The sequence below is a fragment of the Oceanisphaera ostreae genome, assembly GCF_042676125.1.
In the GTDB taxonomy this organism is placed as follows: Bacteria; Pseudomonadota; Gammaproteobacteria; order Enterobacterales; family Aeromonadaceae; genus Oceanimonas; species Oceanimonas ostreae.
Map to the genome: position 1 here is coordinate 16,146 of NZ_JBHTJS010000019.1, position 23,535 is coordinate 39,680.

19 protein-coding genes are annotated in these 23,535 nt (G+C 48.1%); 11 read left to right on the forward strand and 8 right to left on the reverse strand.

Annotated elements, in window-relative coordinates:
* Nucleotides 1–172 precede the first annotated feature (172 nt).
* Nucleotides 173–3,670, forward strand: coding sequence for a hybrid sensor histidine kinase/response regulator (locus ACFQ1C_RS05870; protein ID WP_379557670.1), 3,498 nt, complete (start codon nucleotides 173–175; stop codon nucleotides 3,668–3,670).
* A 53-nt stretch (nucleotides 3,671–3,723) separates the two neighbouring features.
* On the opposite strand, the gene ACFQ1C_RS05875 is transcribed toward ACFQ1C_RS05870, so the two are convergent.
* A complete protein-coding gene (locus tag ACFQ1C_RS05875; protein ID WP_379557671.1) occupies nucleotides 3,724–4,350 on the reverse strand; it encodes a response regulator in 627 nt (208 codons plus the stop codon).
* Between the two features lie 172 nt (nucleotides 4,351–4,522).
* On the opposite strand from ACFQ1C_RS05875, the gene ACFQ1C_RS05880 reads away from it, so the two are divergent.
* From ACFQ1C_RS05880 to ACFQ1C_RS05895, 4 genes are all read left to right on the forward strand, one after another.
* Nucleotides 4,523–5,839 (forward strand): MFS transporter, encoded by a 1,317-nt coding sequence (locus tag ACFQ1C_RS05880; RefSeq protein ID WP_379557672.1) that lies wholly within the window; start codon nucleotides 4,523–4,525, stop codon nucleotides 5,837–5,839.
* Nucleotides 5,839–6,570 (forward strand): DUF3108 domain-containing protein, encoded by a 732-nt coding sequence (locus ACFQ1C_RS05885; protein WP_379557673.1) that lies wholly within the window; start codon nucleotides 5,839–5,841, stop codon nucleotides 6,568–6,570. The genes ACFQ1C_RS05880 and ACFQ1C_RS05885 overlap by 1 nt, the downstream gene beginning before the upstream one ends.
* A gap of 411 nt (nucleotides 6,571–6,981) precedes the next feature.
* On the forward strand, nucleotides 6,982–7,605 hold the full coding sequence (locus ACFQ1C_RS05890) for an energy-coupling factor ABC transporter permease (protein WP_379557674.1): 624 nt from the start codon (nucleotides 6,982–6,984) through the stop codon (nucleotides 7,603–7,605).
* A gap of 71 nt (nucleotides 7,606–7,676) precedes the next feature.
* Nucleotides 7,677–8,411, forward strand: a complete 735-nt coding sequence (locus tag ACFQ1C_RS05895; protein WP_379557675.1) for a DsbA family protein — start codon at nucleotides 7,677–7,679, stop codon at nucleotides 8,409–8,411.
* Between the two features lie 222 nt (nucleotides 8,412–8,633).
* Here the strand turns inward: ACFQ1C_RS05895 and ycaO are convergent, their stop codons facing one another.
* Nucleotides 8,634–10,385 (reverse strand): 30S ribosomal protein S12 methylthiotransferase accessory factor YcaO, encoded by a 1,752-nt coding sequence (gene ycaO / locus ACFQ1C_RS05900; RefSeq protein ID WP_379557676.1) that lies wholly within the window; start codon nucleotides 10,383–10,385, stop codon nucleotides 8,634–8,636.
* Between the two features lie 871 nt (nucleotides 10,386–11,256).
* Between ycaO and ACFQ1C_RS05905 the strand changes: the two genes are divergently transcribed.
* Nucleotides 11,257–12,321, forward strand: coding sequence for a GGDEF domain-containing protein (locus tag ACFQ1C_RS05905; RefSeq protein WP_379557677.1), 1,065 nt, complete (start codon nucleotides 11,257–11,259; stop codon nucleotides 12,319–12,321).
* Nucleotides 12,322–12,775: 454 nt separating this feature from the next.
* Here ACFQ1C_RS05905 and asd read toward each other — a convergent pair whose 3' ends face one another.
* On the reverse strand, nucleotides 12,776–13,879 hold the full coding sequence (gene asd / locus ACFQ1C_RS05910) for an aspartate-semialdehyde dehydrogenase (RefSeq protein ID WP_379557695.1): 1,104 nt from the start codon (nucleotides 13,877–13,879) through the stop codon (nucleotides 12,776–12,778).
* Nucleotides 13,880–14,323: 444 nt separating this feature from the next.
* Entirely contained in the window at nucleotides 14,324–15,229 is a 906-nt protein-coding gene (locus ACFQ1C_RS05915) for a lysine exporter LysO family protein (RefSeq protein ID WP_379557678.1), read from the reverse strand.
* 276 nt (nucleotides 15,230–15,505) lie between these two features.
* Between ACFQ1C_RS05915 and ACFQ1C_RS05920 the strand changes: the two genes are divergently transcribed.
* From ACFQ1C_RS05920 to ACFQ1C_RS05935, 4 genes are all read left to right on the forward strand, one after another.
* Nucleotides 15,506–16,273 carry an ABC transporter ATP-binding protein gene (locus tag ACFQ1C_RS05920; protein WP_379557679.1) on the forward strand — a complete coding sequence of 256 codons (768 nt, stop codon included), beginning with the start codon at nucleotides 15,506–15,508 and terminating at the stop codon, nucleotides 16,271–16,273.
* Between the two features lie 77 nt (nucleotides 16,274–16,350).
* Nucleotides 16,351–17,127: an ABC transporter substrate-binding protein gene (locus ACFQ1C_RS05925; RefSeq protein ID WP_379557680.1), complete on the forward strand. Its 777-nt coding sequence runs from the start codon at nucleotides 16,351–16,353 to the stop codon at nucleotides 17,125–17,127.
* 165 nt (nucleotides 17,128–17,292) lie between these two features.
* Complete coding sequence (locus tag ACFQ1C_RS05930) at nucleotides 17,293–18,033, forward strand: ABC transporter permease (protein ID WP_379557681.1); 741 nt, start codon at nucleotides 17,293–17,295, stop codon at nucleotides 18,031–18,033.
* 3 nt (nucleotides 18,034–18,036) lie between these two features.
* On the forward strand, nucleotides 18,037–18,714 hold the full coding sequence (locus ACFQ1C_RS05935; protein ID WP_379557682.1) for an ABC transporter permease: 678 nt from the start codon (nucleotides 18,037–18,039) through the stop codon (nucleotides 18,712–18,714).
* Between the two features lie 383 nt (nucleotides 18,715–19,097).
* Here the strand turns inward: ACFQ1C_RS05935 and ACFQ1C_RS05940 are convergent, their stop codons facing one another.
* Together ACFQ1C_RS05940 and arsC are read right to left on the reverse strand one after the other, a co-directional pair.
* The gene (locus ACFQ1C_RS05940; RefSeq protein WP_379557696.1) at nucleotides 19,098–19,475 is read right to left on the reverse strand and encodes a DUF2069 domain-containing protein; all 378 of its coding nucleotides are present in this window, start codon (nucleotides 19,473–19,475) and stop codon (nucleotides 19,098–19,100) included.
* Nucleotides 19,475–19,822 carry an arsenate reductase (glutaredoxin) gene (arsC, locus tag ACFQ1C_RS05945; RefSeq protein ID WP_379557683.1) on the reverse strand — a complete coding sequence of 116 codons (348 nt, stop codon included), beginning with the start codon at nucleotides 19,820–19,822 and terminating at the stop codon, nucleotides 19,475–19,477. The genes ACFQ1C_RS05940 and arsC overlap by 1 nt, the downstream gene beginning before the upstream one ends.
* A gap of 139 nt (nucleotides 19,823–19,961) precedes the next feature.
* Here arsC and ACFQ1C_RS05950 point away from each other — a divergent pair, with 139 nt between their 5' ends.
* Nucleotides 19,962–20,420: a TlpA family protein disulfide reductase gene (locus tag ACFQ1C_RS05950; protein ID WP_379557684.1), complete on the forward strand. Its 459-nt coding sequence runs from the start codon at nucleotides 19,962–19,964 to the stop codon at nucleotides 20,418–20,420.
* A 616-nt stretch (nucleotides 20,421–21,036) separates the two neighbouring features.
* On the opposite strand, the gene ACFQ1C_RS05955 is transcribed toward ACFQ1C_RS05950, so the two are convergent.
* Entirely contained in the window at nucleotides 21,037–21,198 is a 162-nt protein-coding gene (locus ACFQ1C_RS05955) for a hypothetical protein (protein WP_379557685.1), read from the reverse strand.
* A gap of 104 nt (nucleotides 21,199–21,302) precedes the next feature.
* The gene (gene mltF, locus ACFQ1C_RS05960; protein ID WP_379557686.1) at nucleotides 21,303–22,724 is read right to left on the reverse strand and encodes a membrane-bound lytic murein transglycosylase MltF; all 1,422 of its coding nucleotides are present in this window, start codon (nucleotides 22,722–22,724) and stop codon (nucleotides 21,303–21,305) included.
* Between the last annotated feature and the right edge of the window lie 811 nt (nucleotides 22,725–23,535).

The window sequence follows — 23,535 nt, forward strand, 5'->3', positions numbered from 1 at the left end:
TGACGAATCGTTTTAGCCTGACCGAGTATCCAGAGAATGCTCGCAGCTGGCTGAAACGGTGAGTGTCATTCATCTGAAGCGTGTCGGAGGAGGCTACCCTGTTGCCTCTGTGTCCCGAGCTACAGGCTTATGGCTTTGTCTTCATATTTTATTCATACGAAAGGAAGAGTTAATGCAGGGCTGGACCGTTATTAACATCGCGCTGGCGTACTTGGCGGTATTGTTTTTGTGTGCCTGGCTGGGCGATAAAGTGCGTATGGGCCCGCGTGCCGAGCGCTTGCGCCCGCTGCTGTATAGCTTTTCGTTGGCAGTATATTGCTCTTCTTGGAGCTTTTTTGGCACCGTAGGGCAGGCCAGTACCGACAGTTGGTCTTATTTCTCAATTTACCTTGGCCCCATCATCATGTTTTCGCTGGCCGGGCCGCTTATTGCCCGCCTTATTGATGTGGCTAAGCGCGAGCACATTACCTCTATTGCCGACTTTATTGCCGCCCGCTACGGTAAATCTCAGCGGTTGGCGGTGTATGTCACCCTGATCGCCATCGTCGGCGTCTTGCCCTATATCGCCCTGCAGCTAAAAGCCATTGTCATGGGACTTAACTTAATGGCGCCCGATGTCGTGGGCGGCGGCGGGCGCAGTGCCGGCGAAGTGGCATTAATGGTCACCGTGCTGTTTGCGGTGTTTATTCTGTTATTTGGCACCCGCCATATTGATGCCACCGAACACCAACGAGGGGTAATGGTCGCCATTTCGCTGGAGTCGGTCGTTAAGCTGGTGGCTTTTATTGTGGTGGGGGGCTTCGCGCTCTGGCTGATAGTGGCTCATCCTAACCAGCAACGGGTGATGGTGGCGGAAGACTTTATTGGCAGCTTCGTTAACGTTACTGGCGCTAACCTGCTGGATATGGGGGTGTATACCCTGCTGTCGATGAGTGCTGTTATCTGCTTGCCGCGCCAGTTTCATGTCACGGTTGTTGAAAATCACGGGCCCGCCGATTTGCGCTGGGCGCGGCGGCTATTTCCGGTTTATCTACTACTTATGGGGCTGTTCGTGTTGCCGCTGGCGCTGGCTGGCCAGCAATGGTTAGGGGCCGATGTCTCGCCGGATACTTATGTCATTAGCCTGCCATTGGCGCAAGGACAGCCCGCGTTGGCCGTATTGGCCTTTATTGGTGGCGCTTCGGCGGCCACCGGCATGATGATTATTTCTACCATCGCCTTGGCCATTATGGTGAGTAACGACTTAGTGTTGCCGATGATTTTGCGCCGGCGTCAGCTACAAGGAGCGAACTTTAACGACGTTGCCCAACTGCTGTTAAAGATACGGCGCGCCACTATTATCGTGATTATGGCCACGTCTTGGCTGGTGTTTTTGTGGTTAGGCGACATTGAGAGCTTGTCACGCATCGGCTATTTAAGTTTCGCGGCCATTGCTCAGTTTGTGCCCGCCTTGGTCTTGGGACTGTATTGGCGGGGCGGTAATCGCCGAGGTGCCTATTGGGGTTTAAGCTTGGGCATGGTGATGTGGTTGCTGAACCTGATGGCCGAAACTGGCATGTTTGCCGGTGATGCAGACACTAACTTTTTGCTGTGGTTACTTACCCCGCCTAATTGGGGCGCGGTAGGCGAAATGAGTCCCGTCACCTGGGGTATTTTACTGAGCTTGCTGTTTAACCTTGCGGGCTACGTGCTGGGTTCTTGGTGGTCGGTGTCTACGGTTAGCGAGCGCTTGCAAGCGGGGGCCTTTGTCGGCCGCCAGCATAAGGCCGATGGCGATGTGTACCAGGCTAAAGTCTCAGTACAGGAGCTGGAACAGTTAGCCTCTCGGTTTGTCGGAGAAGCCAGAGTGAGCCGGGCATTTTCTCGTTATGCCGGTGAGCATGGCACCCTCGATGGCAGCTTGCAGGCACCGGCCAGCTTGATCCGCCATACCGAACGAGTGCTAGCTGGGGTATTTGGTGCATCGTCGGCACGGCTGGTGCTGGCCTCGGTGTTGCAAGGGCGCAGTATGGAGCTAGACGAACTGGTAGTGATTGTCGATGAAGCCGGAGACGTATTTCGTTTTAATCGAGGTTTACTGCAAGGAGCGATAGAGCATATCGGCCAAGGCATTTCGGTGGTGGATAAAGAGCTAAACCTAGTGGCGTGGAACCGACGCTACATCGAGCTATTTGGTTATCCTACCGGGCTTATTCAGGTCGGGCGGCCCATTGCCGATATTATTCGCTATAACGCCGAGCGGGGCTTATGTGGCCTAGGCTCGATACAAGAGCATATTGACCGCCGAGTTAATCACATGAAGGCCGGCTCGGCACACTCATCAGCCCGAGTACGCCCCGATGGCCGCGTTATTGAAATGCAGGGTAACCCCATGCCCGGTGGCGGGTTTGTAATGACGTTTAATGATATTACCACCTTCCGCCAAGCCGAGCAGTTGCTAAAAGACGCCAATGTGGTGCTAGAGGATCGCGTGGCTGAACGCACCCAAGAACTGTCGACCGTGAATCAACAATTACAGATGGCGACCGATGAAGCGGAAAAACTCAGTGCCTCTAAAAGTCGCTTTTTAGCCGCAGTAAGTCACGATTTAATGCAGCCTCTGAATGCGGCTAAGTTATTTGCTTCGTCTTGGTTAGAAACATCAAGCGACAGTGAAAGTAAACGACTGGCCGGCCATATCGATCGATCGTTAGCGGCCGCCGAAGATCTCATCAGTGACTTGCTTGATATGTCACGGTTAGAAGCTGGAAAGTTTACTGCTAAGCCGGTCGACTTTGCGCTTAGCAATGTGTTTGATACCTTGCAGGCCGAGTTTAATGTGTTAGCTGAGCAAGAAGGTGGACGTTTTAGCGTGGTGACCAGCCAGATAGGCGTGCACAGCGATCCCCGTTTGTTACGTCGTATTTTGCAAAACTTTTTAACCAATGCCCTGCGTTACAGCCCTGGTGGGCGCATTTTATTGGGAGCTCGTCGCCAAGGTGACGAAGTGTGCCTTGAGGTGTGGGATAACGGACCTGGCATTGCCGTTGATAAACAGCGTGCTATTTTTGATGAATTTATGCGCTTAGAGCATGGCCAACGTCATCACCAGCAAGGATTAGGGCTGGGGTTGGCTATTGCTCAAGGGTTGGCGACCATGCTGGGCCATCGACTGGCGCTACGTTCAGTAGAAGGTAAAGGCTCGGTATTCAGCGTGACGGTACCAAGGGCTACGCTATCGGCAGGAGCGATTACATCGCCACTCGCATCGTTACCCACAAGCAACAACAGTCAACTGGCAGGTGTACGCATATTGTGCATTGATAATGATGCCGACATTCTTACCGCCATGTCTGATCTATTAGGCCGTTGGGGCTGTGAGCTACGGCTGGCCCTCAACGGTGCAGAGGCGCATCAGCATTATATCGACGGCTTTATGCCACACATTATTCTGTCAGATTATCATTTGGATGAAGGGGAGAACGGAGTGGATGTCGTTACCACCTTGCACCAGACGTTTGGCGCTGTGCCCACTGTAGTGATCAGTGCCGACCGCCAACCCGAGTTACAAGCCCAACTGCAGCTGCTGGGGTTAAGTTATTTAAGCAAACCCGTCAAACCTCTCAAGCTACGCACGCTGTTACAACACATAGCGCCGAGCGCCGAGCGCCCAGCACCCAGCTCAACATAGAGCGGTGTTTTCTGTTAACTGGGCGCTTGGTGCTGGGCGCCGGGCGCTATGTATTATTCCATCTGCGACAATGCGATCACCGCTTGGGTGCGATTTTGAACATTGAGCTTGCGAAATATGGCGGTAACGTGCGCCTTTACCGTGGCTTCTGAGACGCTTAGTTCAAAAGCAATTTGCTTGTTGAGCTTACCTTCAGACAACATAATTAACACTTTAAACTGCTGGGGAGTTAGGCTGGCTAGGCGCTCGGCAATATTATCTTGTGGTGCATCTTCTAAGCTAATGCCCTCAGGAAACCAAGGCTCTCCCTCTAAAATCATATTAAGCGCGCTTACCAAGGTGGGCATAGGCGCAGACTTAGGAATAAAGCCCATGGCACCAAAGCGCATTGCCTGCTGCACTATGGCGGGTTCTTCGTTTGCCGAGACGATCACCACGGGTAAGTCTGGGTATTGATGACGTAACGATGCGAGTGCCGAAAAACCGCTAGCCCCAGGCATTTTAAGATCCAACAGCAATAGGTCGATGTCTTCGGCTTCACTCAGCAACTGCATTAAACTAGTAATACAGTCTACTTCTTGCAGCTCAGCCCCCTTTACTGCTGTTTGCACCGCTTGATGAAGGGCGCTACGAAACAAGGGGTGGTCATCGGCAATAATAATGCGGTAGCCCGTATCCATCTGGTATTTTAATCCTTGTGTCGGTGATAAAGAGCGTAAGTAATAAAGCGTATCGTCAATAGCTTTTAACAAAGCTCATGGTGTTATTCTAGCTTGTTATCATAGGGTCTCTAGTGCGGCCTGAGAACAAGATGAAGTCATTTTCGTGATCCAGTGAGAGATTGAGATGATATTGAAAAAAATAAACGCAACCCGTTTAGCTCGCGCACTCAATGTGGAAGAAGATGCTCGGCTTTGTAAAGATATTCCCGATGAAGCCTGTAACGTTATTAAAGGTAATCGTCGCTGGTTGATTCTTGCACAAATCGCCACGGCCTTGGCCGAGCTAATGACCAGCGCCAAAACCGTATTACCTTGGTTGTTGCAAGCGGTGGGGGCGCCCGTGTGGATTATCGGCTGGTTAGTGCCGGTACGTGAAAGCGGATCCATGCTGCCACAAATCGTGCTGGGTGCTTACGTTAGGCGCTTGCCCAAACGAAAAGGAGCTTGGCTATGGGGAGCGGGCTTACAGGCGGCATGTTTAGTCTTGATGGCCGCGGTAGCGTTAATGAGTTCGGGTTGGTTGGCCGGTATTTTATTGCTTACATTACTGGCGGTAATGAGCCTGTCTCGAGGCTTATGCTCCATTGCCGCCAAAGATGTATTGGGCAAAACCGTTCCTAAACGTGAACGGGGTAAAGTCACGGGGGCAGGTGCCAGCTGGGCGGGTGGCATAGGGCTGCTATTTGGCTTGGTGCTTAGTACTTTAAATGACATTCCGTTATGGGGATACGCGCTTATTTTACTGGCCGCCGCCGTGGTGTGGGCGCTGGGCATGCTGTGTTATTGGAACATAGCAGAAGAGGCGGGTGCCACCGAAGGCGCGGTGAACGGCTGGCAACATGCGTTATCGAACCTCAAGCTGGTGCGAGAAGACGCCCACTTTGCGCGCTTTTTATTGGTACGCACCTTGTTGTTATCAACGGCGTTAGTCACGCCGTATTATGTGCTGCTGGCGCGAGAAAATGACACCAGTATGCAAGTGCTGGGCTGGCTGGTGATTGCCCAAGGGTTAGCCCAGTTTGTTAGTAGTTGGATATGGGGGCGCATGGCAGACCACTCTGCTCGTCGTGTTATGCAGTGGGCGGCCACCATTGCCTCTGTGTTGGGCGTTGTCGTGTGGTTGCACCTTGATTGGTGGTCCGGCACGCCTTGGCTGGGTTACTTTCCGGTGGTTATTTTTGTTCTTAGCTTGGCTCATGCTGGCGTAAGAGTGGGGCGTAAAACGTATTTGGTTGACTTGGCCGGCGGAAATCGGCGCACCGATTATGTCGCGGTCAGTAATACCCTAATGGGAATATTACTATTGGTGGTGGGCGCCGTGAGCATGTTGTTAGCACTATTATCCAACCTTGCGGTTATCCTGGTATTTTCTTTGCTGGGGGTGATTGGTGTATGGTTAGCGCAGACCTTGCCCAATGTTCAGGCACAGATAGATGAGGAAAGCTGATGTTTAAAAAAATAGTGTTAGGGCTGGGTGTCCTTTTGACCACGGGAGCCGCCGGTGCTCAAGATATTGAGCATTTGCGAGCCGAATTTAGCGTGCTGCTCAACGGTGATAAAACCCGTGGCGTTAACACCCTCAATATCGACCGCAATAAAGATCAGTATCATGTGCACTTTTCTTTGGCACATTGGCTGTTAGACGTCGATCAAAAAGCCAGCTTTAGGTGGAAAGATTGCACCGCGGTGCCAGAAACCTTTAGCTATAAAACCAAATACCTAGGTACTCGTCATGAAGAGCGCTTGGTGTTTGATAATAAAACTCAAATGGTGCTTTATCAGGGTAAGGAAGGTGACACCTTAATGTCGACCAAAGACGGCGCCTTTGACTCTGTGAGTTTTTTCTTTGAGGCGCGTTGCGATCTTATGGCCGGTAAAACCAGCTTTACCTACCCCGTAGTGCGCGATGACGAAATAAAAGACGTTACCTTTAATGTGGTAGGCAAAGAAGTGATTAAAACCGGTGTTGGCAGTTTTGATAGCCTGATTGTGGAGCGCGACCGTGGCGGCAGTAAGCGCCAAACACGCTTTTGGGTTGCCCCCGAGTTAGATTATCAACTGGTGCAAATCAGCCATAGAGAAAACAGTAAACTGTCGGTTACCGTCACCCTAGATAAACTCGATTACACCTTAGTTGGTGCACCAATAAAGCTTGCAGAGCAAACAGCCGCTAACTAAGTAAGGCCACGTAACTCATGTGGATTATGAGGCAGGTTTACTTTTCTCGTCACCCTCGCGAAGGCGGGGGGCCAGTTTATTTGCAGGCGGACCGCTGGTTGATAGTTATGCGCCACAGGCCCTGGATTCCCGCCTTCGCGGGAATGACGACAGAACCACACCAGTTATGCGGGGTTACTTAAGCAGTCCGGCATAACTTATGTGGATTCAGGGGCTAGCTTATTTTTATCGTCACCCTCGCGAAGGCGGGGGGCCAGTTTCTTTGCAGGCGGTCCGTTGGTTGATCGTTCTGCGCCACAGGCCCTGGATTCCCGTCCGCGCCTACGCGAGGATGACGTTCCTTCGGGAATGACGGCAGAACCACACCTGTTAAGCGGCATTACTTAGCGTGCCATAAAAAGTGAGGGGAACGTGATTATACTGGGTGTGCTGGCGGTATTAATTGCCGCCTGGAATGTAGACTGGCGTGACTGGTTGGCAGACACAACCCGCCATCATTTAAGTTTTGGTGCCGCCATTGCTCTGGTGCCTCTGTGGATGCTGCAGGCGGGAGTGAAAGAAGGGCTAGAGGTGCACTTTCTTGGCCTCACGACACTTGCGCTAATGCTGGGCTGGCGCATGGGGCTATTGATGAGCAGCCTTAGCTTGTTGCTGATCACCTTCTTTGGCTTTGAGTCATGGTCTACCTTCGATGTTAACCTTCTGCTTGGCGTGGTAATACCGTTTAGCTTTAGCTACTTGGTGTTTCTACTGACCTACAGCTATTTATACCGCCATTTATTTGTGTATATTTTTGTCGCCGGCTTCCTCAATGCTGCGCTAACTATCTCGATGAAAACCTTAATTTTTTCTGGGTTTATGGTATGGTCAGACCAATATAATTGGCAAACAGTGCTGGATAATTACCTCAGCGTGTTGCCCTTGTTGCTGTTTCCTGAAGCGTTGCTTAACGGCATGGCGATTACCGTGTTAGTGGTGTTCAAACCCCACTGGATGCGTACTTATCTGGATCGCGATTATTTAATTAATAAGTGAGGCAGGCCTTCTGCTGTATTCTTTGGTCTGATAGGCTGCCTCCGATAACCTAATCTGAAGTGAGACGCTGGATGAAACCTAAATTATTAACTACATTGGCCCCCATACTTGCTTTGGGTCTGTTCTCTGCCACGCCTGCTCAAGCAGAGATGAGCGCAGCTGAAGTGAAAAAGCTAGTACGCGAAACACTGCTAGAACAGCCAGAAATATTGCGTGAAGCCATTATTAAGCTGGAAGAAAAAGATCAGCTGGCACAACAGGCTGAATTTTCTAAGCAATTAAAACAGCAGTCTAGTCAGTTGTTTGCTAATAAAACCGACGGTATTATGGGTAATCCCAAAGGCAAAATAGCCATGGTGTATTTCACCGACTATAACTGCCCTTATTGCCGCCGTATGAACGAAACACTGAACACCTTGATCAAAGATGAGCCTGAACTCAAAGTCATCGTTAAAGATTTAGGTATTTTGGGCCCAGACTCGGTGCAAGCTGCCCGACTGGCATTGGCGGCGGCTCAAGAAGCACCACGCCAATATGAAGAGCTGCATCAGGCACTAATGAGCCAGCAGCGCGTAAAAACCGCAGCGCTGGCCTCTATTACCGACAAGGCCGGGTTAGATAGCAAAGCTTTGCTGAAAGCCGCCGATAGCAAGCAAGTGTCGGACAAGTTGAACCAAAACTTAAGCCTGTTCCGCAGCTTAGGCCTAAACGGTACTCCCGCATTGGTCTTCACTGACGGTACTCTGATCCCCGGCGCCGTAGATGCAGCTGCATTAAAAGACATTCTAAAAAAGCAAAAGTCGTAATAGCACCTTTGCTCAGTAATAAAAAAACCGGCGTCAGCCGGTTTTTTTATTACAGGGGAGTAGGGATTGGTGAATAGGGAATAGTAACGGACAGACAACCCCAGTGTTCCAATCACGAGTCCCTAGCCCCTAGTCACTATAGATCTAGGTCTTAAATTCAACATTCAAAATTTAACATCCATCATTGCTTTTAAGAACATCCAACATTGCTTTTCAAGTCATTCACATGGCTTTGCGCTTCGCTTGCTGCAGTTTTTCATAAGTGGCCAGCAATGCTTGATGCGCAGGAAAATCAGCCAAGCTTTCGTCTGCCAGCGTTAAGCCATGAAAACGCGCACTGCCATCAATTTGTGCCCACACTTCAGTGACCGTTTCTGCAGTAAACATGCTGCTAAAGGCTGAGCGGTATTGAGTAGGGTCCCGGTCTTCGCTTAAGAACAGCTCAAGGGCAGCTTTTAAGCAGCGATAATAACGGTGGCGCTCGTCGCTAAACACCGAGGCGTTAAAGCTTAAGGTCCAATCTGCATATTCCAGCGCTATCTCTAATTCGTTAGCGGCCAAGGCCAACATGCACTTAAGCTCACCAATGCGCAGCGTATGCCATGCCGTACCTTTGCTTGAAGCAATGCCCAGCAGCTCACGTACACGGGTGAAATCGTCTAAGCCTTCTTCTTCCAACAGCTCATATAAGCCCATTAACTGCTCGGCATCAGCATCAGAACCTGGCAAGCTCAGCAGAGTGGCTCGCAAATTAGCGCCCATATTATTGTTGGCCAGCAATAGGTCTTCTACCGGGTAAATATCCGACATGCCAGGTGCTAGAATACGGCAAGCATACACGCCCAAATGCTCGTAGTCGGCAATGTAGACGGGCTGTTCTAACTGTTTGAAAATCGCCAATAGATGCGCAAACTCTTGCTCCGAACTGCCACTAAAATCCCAATCGGCAAAGTCATAATCAGACTGCTCTTGGAAAAGGTCCCAGCTGATCAGGCCAGAAGAATCAATAAAGTGGGTTTCTAAATTATGATGGTCGGCTACTTCGTCATCATTAAAAGAAGGTGGCACAAATACGTCCAGTTCCTTTAAGCTGCGGCCTTGCAACAGCTCGGTGACGGTACGCTCTAGTGCTACTTCAAAGCGCGGGTGAGCACCAAAAGAAGCAAAGCAGGTGCTGTTATCAGGGTTAAATAACACCACGCAAATCACCGGGTATGCGCCACCAAGCGATGCATCAAAGGCATGAATAGGGAAGCCTTCTGCCTCTAGTGCGGCTATCGGCTGCTGAATATGCGGATAACGAGCCATCACCTCAGCAGGAATAGTGGGCAAGCTGATGCGCTCGGCAATAATTCTATTTTTAATATGACGTTCAAAGACTTCCGATAAACCTTGAGTGCGGGCTTCGGTACGGGTATTACCGGCACTCATGCCGTTAGACACATACAGATTACCGACGATATTCATGGGAATATAAACGGTTTGGTTATCGCCTTGACGCTCAAAGGGTAGGGCACAGATGCCGCGTTCTTCGTTGCCCGATTGCAAATCGATCAACATATCGGCGGTAACTTCACCGTCGGGGTTATAAAAGCCACGGGTATACTCATCAAGCATGCCGGTAGGCAGGTTATTATCGGCGGGCAGTTCAAACCATTTTTCATTGGGGTAATGTACGAAGTCACCCTCGGCGATGTCTTGGCCTAGGTAGAAGTCGGCAAAAAAGTAGTTAGTGGCTAAACGCTCAAAGTACTCACCCAGTGCCGAGGCTAATGCGGCTTTTTTGCTGGCACCCTTACCGTTGGTAAAGCACAAACCGCATTGTTTATCGCGAATATGCACCGACCACACATTAGGCACCGGATTCAGCCAAGAGGCTTCCTCGATATCAAATCCTAAGTTGACCAACTGTTGTTGGAAGTAGCTGATGGAGTCTTCCAGCGCAGCATCTTTGCTAGGAATGAATGTTTTCATGAGGGCCTCGGGTGTGATCGGCAAAAGGGGGCAGATCCTAACCCGAGGCGATTTTGTGAACAAGTTTTGTTTAAGGCTAAAACCGGTTTGATGTTATTTCGTCTGCCTCACACTTCACGCTTTTTTCCGTGTAAAACGGAAATGTTTGTCTACAGTTATACCAATCTAAGTAAGTATGTGAGCTGTTTTGAAGTTGAGCGCTAGAGGTACAAAGGTCAGCTTTAAGCGCTAATATTTATCCAAGTAAAATCATAAAACAAGTGGTAAATACCAACCCACCCGAGCATAGGGTCGCCTTATTTAGGCAAGGAGTATTCGACCTCTTTAGGGCGTGCTATGTTTTTTGGTCGATTGAAATCGATCTACGATCAGGATGGATCCTTGTTTTTGCAGGGGCGAATTTATTCGCACAATAATGGTGGCACGGCCTAAAAGAGGCCAGCCTACAAAGCTAACGTGAGACCTTGACACCCAACAGAGTATCTACAGAAGACATAAAAATCTGATCAGTTAATTTTCCTGATTGGTATTACTATATGGGAGAGGGCTTGTCGTGTGCGTTGTAAACTTGATGACGACACCATGTTGGCTATGATGTGTTCTAACTGCGCTGCTCGGAGGCTCTCAAAACTTTCTTTTTGCAATGGTTGCGTCGTATAATGATAGCGTCGTACGCGAATGTTAGTGCAGTATTGGCAACAGACTCAAAAAAATAAAAAGTACTACTTCCCGTAACCACTGGGCGTTAGTGCAGCAGGCTACGAGCAGGATGCTCAATTAGACGGTAATCCCGCGTTTTGGTGCAAGGTGATAAGCATTCCGGCGTCGTCATTTCTCCAACTTGATGTGGCGTTATATTAGGGGATAAACGTTGAAATTTGGAAAAACACCAGATGAAATAGAAAATGAGCGCAAACGTACACTCGTGTTTGCATTTTCTGCTATTGGCACCCTTTTGCTCTGCATTTTTGGGGTAGTCTCCCTTACTCAAGGTCGAGTAGTACTCTTTTACGTGCTTTTTTTGTTTATCGCTATTGTGCTAGCAGTTAGCTTTGTCATCAAAAAAACACCGCATATTCGGCCTGCCAGTCTTTTTCTTTCTTCTACTTTGCTCTGTCTAACGTGGTATTTGTTGCTGAGTGGCGGTGCCGATGGCTCAGGGGTTTACTGGACCTACTCGTTATCTATGCTGATGGTCATTCTTGCCGGGCCCAAGGTTGGCAGTATTTATATGGGTCTTTATCTATTAGTGAGTTTGGTCTTTATTTTGGGGCCATTTTCGTTTGTTTATAACTATTCCAATGCTGAAGTTACCAGAATAATAGCCTCGTCCGTTGCGCTGTATGTCTTGATATTGACTAGTGAATTGATTCGAATTGGCTCTTATGACGCCATATCCGAAGCTTCAGAAAACCATCGACACCTCGCTAACACCGACCCGTTGACCGGCTTGCTAAATCGAAGCGGTATCATGGTTGCATTGAAGAAAGGTACCCTCAAAAAGTCAGCTATAATGGCTATTTTAGATATAGATGAGTTTAAAAGTGTTAATGATAGTTATGGTCATGACTTTGGCGACTTGGTACTCGTCAGGCTCTCAAGAGTATTAACGGATAATGTTAAAGGCGGTGACTTGACGGTTAGGTGGGGTGGGGAGGAGTTCTTACTCGTTTTTTACGATATCAGTATGGACTCATCCAAGATGTTGATGAATAAGATAAAAGATGAATTTGAAAAAATTGTTTTTAATAGAAATGACACCACCCTATCAGTAACATTTAGTGCCGGGTTGGCCATTTTTGATGATATATCAACCTTTGACGCAACCATAAAACTGGCAGATGAGCGGTTATATCACGCTAAAAATACCGGACGGAACAAGATTATAGCCGACGACGAGCTGCATGCTGTAACAATGAAAGAGGCGCAGGCATAACAGGTATTTATACCAATCACATTAAGTATTTGGTCAGGTGTTGGGTCGGAACGTCAGAGGTAACACAGCCGCCTCCCATGACACGCTACGAGTACATCCATGTAAGCTCGGACATGCCATCCTTGGCATATCACGGTCGTGGGAGGCCATCTCTGTTACCTCTCTTTAAGCACCGAGTTGTCTGCTAACCTCACCCTCAGGCGGCTCCGTGGCATAGGGGCGAGTGAAGGTATCTACTCCACCGACCATCACATAACAGGGATGTTATGTGTTTGAGCGTCACACGGATGTGCTTGCAGCGTGTCGGTGGAATAGAGCCTTTGTTCGACCTTTACATGAAATAAAATCAGACCATTTTTTTAGTGTGATTGGTATTATAGCGAACGGTTAAAGTATGATCATGAAAAAGCCCGCCAAAATGGCGGGCTTTTGCTTTAGCATGACAAAATCATACCTATGGCAATAGGTGCAGCATACGGCGTAGGGGCTCGGCGGCACCCCACAGCAGCTGATCGCCAACCGAAAAGGCAGACAAATACTGTGGGCCCATGTTCAGCTTGCGCAATCGACCGACCGGTACACTTAGAGTACCAGTAACCGCTGCAGGTGTTAGCTCGTCCATCGACCGTTGGCGGTCATTAGGAATCACCTTAACCCAGTCGTTGTTGCTAGCCAGAATTTTCTCAATTTCAGGAATTGAGATATCTTCCTTCAACTTGATAGTGAACGACTGGCTATGGCAGCGCAGTGCGCCTATGCGCACGCACAAACCATCAATTGGGATTACTTTCTCGGTACCCAAGATCTTGTTAGTTTCTGCTTGGCCTTTCCATTCTTCGCGGCTTTGGCCGTTTTCTAGCTGAGAGTCAATCCAAGGGATCAGGCTGCCAGCTAAAGGAGCACCAAAGTTATCGACGGGTAAATCACCACTGCGTGTTTTTTCGGTAACCTTGCGCTCTAGTTCAAGGATGGCTGATGCTGGGTCGGCAAGCTCTGTGGCTACTTCATCACGTAGCATGCCCATTTGGGTGATTAGTTCGCGCATGTGACGTGCGCCACCACCGGATGCGGCTTGATAAGTCGATACCGCAATCCACTCAACCAAGTCTTTTTCAAACAAACCGCCCAGCGCCATCATCATCAGGCTAACGGTACAGTTACCGCCAACAAAGGTCTTAGTGCCGTTTGCCAGCGCTTCGCTAATTTTATTACCGTTAACGGGATCCAATACAATTAGAGCATCGTCATCCATACGCAGGGCAGAAGCGGCATCAATCCAATAGCCATTCCAGCCAGCGGCGCGCAGCTTAGGATACACGTCATTGGTGTAGTCGCCGCCCTGACAGGTAAGTACCACATCGAGCTCTTTAAGAGCGTCTATGTCGTAAGCATTCTGCAGGGTACCGGCTTCGGTGCCAAAGTCGGGGGCGGGTTGACCTGCTTGAGAGGTAGTGAAAAAGACCGGTTTAATACGGGAGAAATCGCCTTCTTCTACCATACGGCTCATTAATACCGAACCCACCATACCGCGCCAACCGACTAGACCTACAGTTTTCATCATTAAATATCCTTCCTTTGGAAGTAAATAAACCAAAATTCCTTATTTACAATACCGATTGAGCGCTCAGGTGCAAGATATAAAGGGATTTTAACCCCAAAATCAGCTGTTTTAGCCTCAAAAAGCACCAAAAAAAAAGCGCCCGGCGCCAAGCACCAAGCTAGAGCCAAAAATGACAAAAAAAGACTCGTCCGCTACGTTTATTGTCTAAAATGACGCGGTCATACCCGCTATACGCCTTACGCTGTACGCCATAAGTTAAAGATACATACCCGTTTTTGTAGCCTTGCGCTTTAGCTGCAAGTCTTGCGAAGCAAGATGGTTTGGTTGTGAACTTACCTTACAGATGACGACTTAAAGCGTTGTATGTTTAATTTTTTGTTTAGCTGGGCGCTCGGCGCTGTTTTTTCCCTTTCCCCTTCACCCTTTACAATATTTTGCTGTCTAACCCAGCGAGAGAAACGTCAGCATAAAAATGGGTGCTGCTAAGCTTAAAATAAAGCCAGAAACAATGGCAATGGGAACAATGGCTACGCCACCGGAGCGCTGTAATACCGGCAGCGTAAAGTCCATGGCGGTGGCTGCACCGTAGCCCACCGCACAAGAAGGAAAGCGGCGCATTAAAGCAGGGATCATCATAATCGCCACCAGCTCGCGTGTAAGGTCGTTAATAAAAGCAGCACTGCCTAGCACTGGGCCTAATTGGTCGCTAATTAAAATGCCAGACAGAGAATACCAGCCGTAACCTGATGAAAAAGCTAAGCCATGGTTTAGAGGCATATCTAGCAACCAAGCACCTAATAAGCCGCCGGCCCAAGAGCTGACCAATACAATAAAGGCAATGCTGAGCCCCCAGGGATTGAGCAAAATTTGTCTGAGCTTCATTCCAGAGTTACGTAGCTGCACGCCAATCAGTAACAGCAGTAGCATCAGTGCCCATTCGCTTAAGGTATCTACTTTAAACCAGTCTGCATCAAGAAATTGCCCGGTGATCACGCCGCCAAGAATGACGAGGCATAACCCTGCCGAGTCTAACAGTAACGCCCACTTACTAATGACCGGCACACCACGTTTTCCCTTCAGCTGCCCCCGGCGTAAATCTAACAGCCATAATCCCGCTAAATTTGCTGCGCTAATACACGCTAAAAACACAAGGCTTACTTGGAAAATAGTACCTAGATGGGCCACTAAATTATCTACAAACGCTAAGCTGATCCCCATCAGAAATAAGATCAAATATACCATGCGAGCCACAGACACATTCAGCACATGCAACAACGATTGCGAACGGCATGGAATGCAATATCCCAATGCTAGAGGTAATAAAACGAGCAATAATCCCGAGTACATGTGTCATTTCCAATGGGTTGATACAGGCTAAAGGCCATGCTATTTGAAATGTATAGAATACGCGAGCAGCCATAGATAAAAAATAGTAAACGAGTCTTTGAGTTATCAGATAGCCTGTTACTGTTTGAAAAGTAAGCGATTACTTGGCTGGTGTACAGCATCACACCTTGTTATTAGCGGCAACAGGTGATATTTTTTCCATCAAGTGTAACAAGTCATTAACGAGTTAAGATAGCGCTATGCTCATAAAGCCGTATCAAAATAAGGGTGTAATAGATGAATAAAGCAGCCCTTGAAGTGTCTGGTTTGCACAAACATTACGGTGCCCTAGAAGTGCTAAAAGGCATTGATTTAACAGCCTTAAATGGCGATGTTATTTCTATCATCGGCTCTTCTGGCTCAGGTAAATCCACCTTTCTACGCTGTATAAATCTGTTAGAAACGCCCTCTGCAGGTGACGTACGCCTACATGGCGAGCTTATCGAAATGCGTACCGGCAAGGGGGGGGAACGCGAGCCGGTGAGTATGCACCAAGTTGAACGTATTCGCTCTCGCTTGGCTATGGTGTTTCAAAGCTTTAATTTATGGTCACATATGACCGTATTAGAAAATATTATTGAAGTCCCTATTCATGTATTAAAAGTGCCCAAAAAAGAGGCCATAGATAAGGCCGAAGCGCTGCTGCACAAGGTGGGGCTGTATGAACGACGAGGTGATTACCCTAATCATTTATCGGGTGGGCAACAGCAACGGGCAGCCATTGCCAGAGCGTTAGCGGTTGACCCAGAAGTCATGCTATTTGATGAGCCCACCTCGGCGCTGGACCCTGAATTGGTAGGGGAAGTATTAGGCGTTATGCGCAGCCTTGCCGAAGAAGGCCGTACCATGCTGGTAGTGACTCATGAAATGAGCTTTGCTAAAGAAGTGTCTAATAAGTTAATGTTTCTGCATCAAGGCATGGTAGAAGAACAGGGAGATCCCCAGCAGGTGTTTGCTAACCCAAGTTCAGAGCGGTTTAAACAATTTATCTCGTCGGTTTATTAAAGCTGTTTGTCAATAAACAGGCCTACCGAAAATGGCTAAAACGGATATACAACAAGCGTAATACAAGGAGTAATGTGATGAAAAAACTGTTAGTTGCAGGTGCCATCATGGCGACGTTTGCGGCAGGAGCCGTACAAGCAAAAGAGTGGGAAACGGTACGCTTTGCAATAGAGGGAGCTTATCCGCCATTTTCTTGGACCGATAAAAGCGGTGAGCTGCAAGGCTTTGATGTCGATATGGCGAACGCCTTGTGTGAACAAATGGCAGTAAAATGTGAACTGATTGCACAAGACTGGGATGGCATTATTCCTGGATTATTAGCGCGTAAATATGACGCTATTCTCGCCGCCATGTCGATCACCGAAGAACGTAAGCGCACCGTAGACTTCACCAATAAATATGCGTTAGTGCCTAATAAATTTGTCGCCAAAAAAGGCACCGAACTTGATTTAAGCGAAGCCGGACTAAAAGGCAAGCGAGTGGGCGTGCAAATAGCCACCACTCATGACAAATATGTGACCGATAACTTTGGTAAAGACGTAAAGTTGGTACGCTACGGCACCGCCGATGAAGCGTATCTGGATTTGAAAGCGGGCCGTGTTGATTATGTCTTTTTAGATGCGACGGCTATTGAAGAAGGTTTGCTGAATAAAGACGGTGGCGACAAGTTTGAGTTTGTGGGGCCCTCGGTTACTGATGAAAAATGGTTTGGCGATGGCTTTGGTATTGCCGTGCGCAAACAAGATAAAGACTTAAAAGAAAAGTTGAATAACGCCATTAAAGATCTGCGTGAAAACGGTAAATATGAAGCGGTAAACAACAAGTATTTTGAATACGACGTTTACGGAAATTAAGTAGTATTTAGATTTTAATAACGTGAAGAATAAAGGGTTGGTGGTGAAGGGGACAAGCTAAATACTGAGTATTTAGGCACCGTTTTTATCCGTGTTGTCCTCTTCACTCTTTTCGTTTCACCCTTTACAACGTTATGGTCAAGGCCAATAACATAGGACGTCGTTATGTTGGACCTGCAAGGATACGAAAGCTCTTTGCTAGAAGGAGCCGGGCTAACTATACAAGTAGCGCTGTTTTCGCTGTTATTAGCGGTCACATTGGGCTTACTAGGAGCGCTGGCTAAACTTTCCTCATTTACCCCTGTCCGTTGGTTGGCCACCGGCTACACCACCATTATTCGCGGTATTCCCGACTTAGTGTTGATGATGTTGATTTTCTTTGGCGGTCAGGTATTACTGAATAACTCACTCTATTCCGTTAATGAACAGCTAAATGCGTGGCTAGGTGCCGATAATCCCGCTCACGAGTGGGTAAGCTATGTGCCTGACTATATAGAAATAAGCCCTTTTATTGCCGGCATTCTTACCATTGGCTTTATTTTTGGTGCTTATATGACAGAAACCTTTCGTGGCGCGATTTTGGCGGTAGATAAAGGCGAGCTAGAGGCCGCTCGAGCCTATGGCATGAGCCGAATGCTGGTGCTGCGTCGTATTTTATTTCCACAAATGATGCGCCACGCGCTACCGGGTTTGGGTAATAACTGGCTGGTGCTGCTTAAAACCACCGCCTTAGTGTCCATTATCGGGCTCGACGATATGGTGCGTAAGGCATCATTAGCCGCCGGTGCCACTCAGTTGCCCTTTACTTTTTATATGGCGGTGGCGGTCATTTTCTTGTTATTTACCACGATATCGACCTCACTGTTGAAGTGGGCCGAACGTCATTACGCAATTGCGGCGAGATAGGCTATGGATTTTACCATTATCGCAAACGAATGGACTGTGTACTGGCAAGGCTTTTATACCACTGTGTGGCTAGTCGCCGTTTCACTGTTTATCGGCTTGTTAGTTGCGGTGCCGCTGGGTATTTTTCGCAACAGCAGCAACTGGTTACTTAAAGGTCCTGCATGGGCTTATATCTACTTTTTTCGTGGTACACCACTGCTGATACAGCTCTTTCTTATTTATTATGGCGCAGGGCAATGGGAGTGGCTGCGTGAATCAGCGGCTTGGGAATTATTTAGCCAAGCTTGGTTTTGTGCCATTTTGGCCTTTACCTTAAATACTAGTGCTTATACGGCCGAAATTATTCGCGGCGCCATTAACGCGATGCCAGAGGGACAAGTAGAAGCGGCTTATGCTTATGGCATGAACAGGTACACTACGTTGCGGCGCATTATCTTACCTAACTCTTTTCGCCGTGCCTTGCCCGCCTACAGTAACGAAGTAATCTTTATGCTACATGGCTCGGCGGTGGCTGGGGTGATCACCATTGTGGATTTAACCGGTGCGGCACGCATTGTAAACTCTCGTTATTATTCACCCTTTGAGGCCTTTCTAGCAGCAGGGTTACTATATATGTGCCTAACCTTCGTATTGGTCTGGGGCTTTAGACGCCTAGAAAATCGCTGGTCCCGAGCTTTATAATATTGCTTCGCCGTGAAGGGTAAAGGGAAAATATAGCGCCGATCGCCCGGCACCAAGCCCCAGCTAAACAAAGAAATTAAACATTCTTCGCCACGGAACCCACGGAACCCACGGAAAAATTAAGCTGAGATAAGGGCGAAAAATGACTAAAACATATTTTTTGTAAGGTATTAACAATAAGATATGTCTTTTCAGATCTGATCTCTATTTTTCCGTGCCTCTCATAAATAAAGAGGCGTGTATTCCGTTGCAAAAATAGGTTTAGGTTTAGATGTTATATCGTACTCTTCACCCTTCAGATTTTAAATAAAAAACCGAGCCTGTGGTGGGCTCGGTTTTTTGTTTTTTCTTACGGCTGACAGCTTACGGCTTATCGCTGTCTGTTAAGCTTTTTTCTTCTTGCGAATACTTAAACCCAGCTCGCGACCGCGTAGTTTGGCGTAATACATATTGCCAATAAACATGGTGCTGGCCAGCAATAGCTCGACGATGGCTAGCCAGCGCTCGCCTTCATCTGACCAAAGCAGTACGCCGCCATGCAAAAAATAGGGCATCAACATATAAACAGCCCACGCATGGGTATAGGGATTACCGTTAAGCATGCCTTTAATGGGGACCAGCAGCCAAGGTAGCCACATGACCAACATAAAGGTCACGCTTAATTGAGGATGAGGAGAAATAAAGCCGTGCCAGAGAACCACCCACAGCATAAGGCCAAAATAACCAACCAAGGCCAGTAAACGTGCCAGCTTCGTGGTCATCATAAAATATCCAGTACTTGCTCGGGTGGGCGACCCAAAGCGGCTTGCTTGCCATTTACCACAATAGGGCGTTCAATCAACTTAGGATTTGCCACCATAGCGTTAATCAGGGCTTGTTCATCGTGCACCTCGGCGAGCTCCAGCTCTTTATATACCGCTTCTTTGGTACGCATGAGCTGGCGGGCCGAGCTCATGCCCAATAAAGAAAGCAGCTGACTAATCTGGCCGGCATCAGGTGGGGTCTCTAGATATTTGATAATATTGGGGGCGAGTCCTTTTTCCTCTAGCAGCGCAAGGGTATCGCGGCTTTTAGAGCAGCGCGGATTATGGTAAATACATAGGCTCATTCTAAACTCCTGTGGCAATCTGGCCAGTGTAATGGCAGTAGTAATGGTAATAGTAGCGGCAAATGATAACGCAGATGATTGTTCGAAAGCGGATTGTTTACAGTCGATTGTATAAAAGAGAGTGCAGAGGGTACAGCATATGGTAAAGCGAACAGCAGGGTTTTTAATAATGTGTGCAGCGTTGCTGTCTCTCTCGGGATGCGGTGAAAAGGCCAGCCTCACGCTTGCGAATGGAGAGCAACAACAGCTAAGTGATTACCGAGGCCAGTGGTTGGTGGTGAATTACTTTGCGGAGTGGTGCGCCCCTTGCCTGCGAGAAATGCCACTGCTTAATGAGCTGAGCGCAAGCCAAGGGCCGGCGGTATTGGCTGTTAGCTACGATAAGTTATCTGGCGCTGAGTTACAGGGCTTGGCCGCCCGTTACCAAATGACCATGCCGGTGGTGCTGGAGCTCACGGGAGAGTGGCCTTTTGATACTCCCAACGCCTTACCCACCACCATGATACTAGACCCAAAGGGTAATCTAGTAGACAGCGTTCAAGGGGAGCTTAAACCAGAAGATCTTACCCGTTGGCAAACCGCGTACTGGTCTAAATAAACTTAGGTGCGGCGCGGGATATTTCATAATGCCCGGAAGGACAAACCTAAACACTAAAGACGATTTCGCCACGGAATACACGGAAGAACACGGAAAAATCGAGATCAGATCTGAAAGCAATGTTGATGGTAAGGGCGACTCTTCGGGGAGCTGTAAGCTGTAAGTTAAACAAAAGACCAAGGCCAGACCTAAGCAAAAGTGAAAGGCGAAATAGAGACTGATACCAATCTGGAAAACTAACGGATCAGATTTTTATGTCTTCTGTAGGGTCGATTTCAATCGACCAAAAACCATAGCGCGGCCTAAAGAGGTCGAATACTCCTTGCCTAAATAAGGCGAAATTACGCTCGGGGAGAGTTGGTATTTACCATTTTTTTTGGCTGTTACTTGGATAAATATTAGCTCTTAAAGCTGCCCTTTGTACCTCTAGCGCTCAACTTCAAAACAGATCACATACTTACTTAGATTGGTATGAATACCTGACGCAGGTCAGGGGCTTGGGTGTTGAATGCTGAGTTTGTAAGTTTTCCCTTGGCCCCCTTTTCCGTGTATTCCGTGGCAAAAATAGGTTTTGCTCTATCTTGTAGCTTCAAGCTTACCGCTGCCCGAAGGGCTATCACCCTTCACTATTTGCTGTTCGTTCTGCTTTTTCTTCTAAAAAATAGGCGTTGTTACGGCGCAGAATATTGCGTCGTACGTCTTTCATCAGTATTTTTCGACGTGGCGAGCAGGTCGCCGTTTTGCGCTGTTTTAATAACAGGCGTCTTCTTTTCAACATATTAATTCCTGTGTCACGTTGTTAACGGACAAGCTGAGCTACTTGATAAAAGCGGCGATAGAGCACTAAATATCAGTTTGTGCGGTCTGGGTAAAGTGACATTTTTAATAAATGTCGGGCTCTGTCGACAAAGGATCGTGTTGGGCGGCTAGGCTGGCGTCCGTTTGGGCATTGTCTTGCCACAATAAGCTTTGATAATACTGGCGAATATTATTCACAAATTGCTTGGTTTCGCGCCCACGGGCATAGCCATAACGGGTTTGCTTATACCATTGTGGCTGATGCAACAGCGGTAAATTCGCTTTAACCTGAGCCCAAGAATTAGGGTCTTGTTGGCGAGTCTGGGTAAGACGGCGTACGTCTAATACATGACCCAAGCCAATATTGTAGGCGGCCAGCGCAAACCAAATACGTTCACCATCAGGAATCGACTCTGGCAAGCGTTCTATTAGCGAAGTTAAATATTGAGCACCGCCGCGAATGCTCTGCTCGGGATCCAAACGGTTTTTTACGCCGACTTGGGCGGCGGTATCTTCGGTAAGCATCATCATACCGCGCACTCCCGTATAAGAGGTCGCCTCAGGATCCCAGTGTGATTCCTGATAACTCATCGCCGCCAACAGTCGCCAATCTAGCTCACCGGCATGGCGTTCAAACAGCGGACGATATTGCGGCAGTAACTTGTCTATGCGCTGTAAAAAAGTTCGAGTGTCTACGTAGTCAAAGCTTTGCACATGGCCAAAGTATTTTTCATGCAAATGGGCCAAGTTGCCGCTGTCATATTGTTGATTAAAAAAATCCAGCATGCTGGCCAACATGCTGTCGTCGCTACTGTTAGGCAGCATCCACGCCACGGGTTGCGGATCACCTAAGGTAAATGCCGCTTGAACATTGGGATAATAGCGCTGGGTTCTAGCCAGTAAAAGGTCAGATACCAAGGTGTAATCTGCTTTTCCCTCGGCTACTTGGCGCAATAAATCTTCGGCATCGGTGTCACGCCGAACTTCCCAATGTAACTCGGGCAACTCTTGTTGCAACGTATGCAGCCACTCCGCTTGGCTAGAACCCGCCAGTACTAATATATCTCCCTGTATTTCTTCAGGGTTTTTAGGCCGAGACAGTCCGTTACGGTAAGCCAAGGTGTGTTCAATATGATAATAACTGGGGCCAAATCGATACTGCTTACGTCGCTGCTCGGTACTGGTTAAACCGGCTGCCAGCATATCCACGGTGCCGTTATCTAGTAGGGTAAACAGCTCGCTCAAGCTATAAGCGGGCACCATGCTTAACGTTATATCTTCGCCCAGTGAGTGAGCAAATTGCTGCGCTAGTTCAAAATCTAGGCCTTCTTCTTGTCCATCGCGCAAAAAATAAGAAAGCGGGTGATACAAGGTACCCACGCGCAAGGTTTTGCGATCTTTTATCCGCTCAACACCGCTGGTGTGACGGGCATCTAAATCGCAGCCGCTTACCGCCAGCAAACTTAATAGCAGTAAAGGCTTAATTAGCAATATGACCAGGCGCAAAAGCAGACCCTCAATTTAGACAATCGCCATTTTATAACAGAACTCGCCAGCTTCGTCTAAGCCCTTCGGGCAGCGATAAGCTTGAAGCTGTAAGCGATCAGCTAAGATAACACCGAACCCTCGTTTGTAGTCCTGCGGAGCTGGATAGCTTTTAAATGTCTGCAAAGGACACTGGACCCCCGCCTTCGCGAGGGTGACGATAGGGGTAAGCCTGCGCTTCAGCTGCTGGACTGCAGAGCAGGATGGATTTTAAATCCCGCAAAGAAACGTCATCCTCGCGTAGGCGGGGACGGGACTGCTAGTTAAAGCAGCAGCCTTAAACCTTGTGAAGAGTGAAGGGGATAAGCTAAGACGTAAGACTAAATACCTTTTTGCCACGGAATACACGGAAGAACACGGAAAAATAGTGCTCAAATCTGAAAAACATATCTTCTTGTTAAGACCTAAAGCCGGTCCAATACTCTTACCATAACCTGATTGCCCACGAAGCTTAGTTATACTTATGGTGAGGTTATTATCAATAAATTCAATCTGTTACATGGTAGGTAATGTTTAAGTTACCCCTGTTAAGGCAAAGTCAATCTTGCTTTGGTTGCCTAATCATCTAGTACCTGCCTGTTCACTGGGGTTACAGCATGATACGGGTTCTATCGTAGCTGAGGTTCATACGTAATCAGGTACCATAAAATATGGACCTACAAAATCTAAACATTAAACCGAGATCCTGACCTTCGTCAGGAAGACGGCATAAACAAAAACCTTTACCCTTTTGCACTTTCGGCGCTGGTAGCTGGGCGTCAGGCGCTATCTC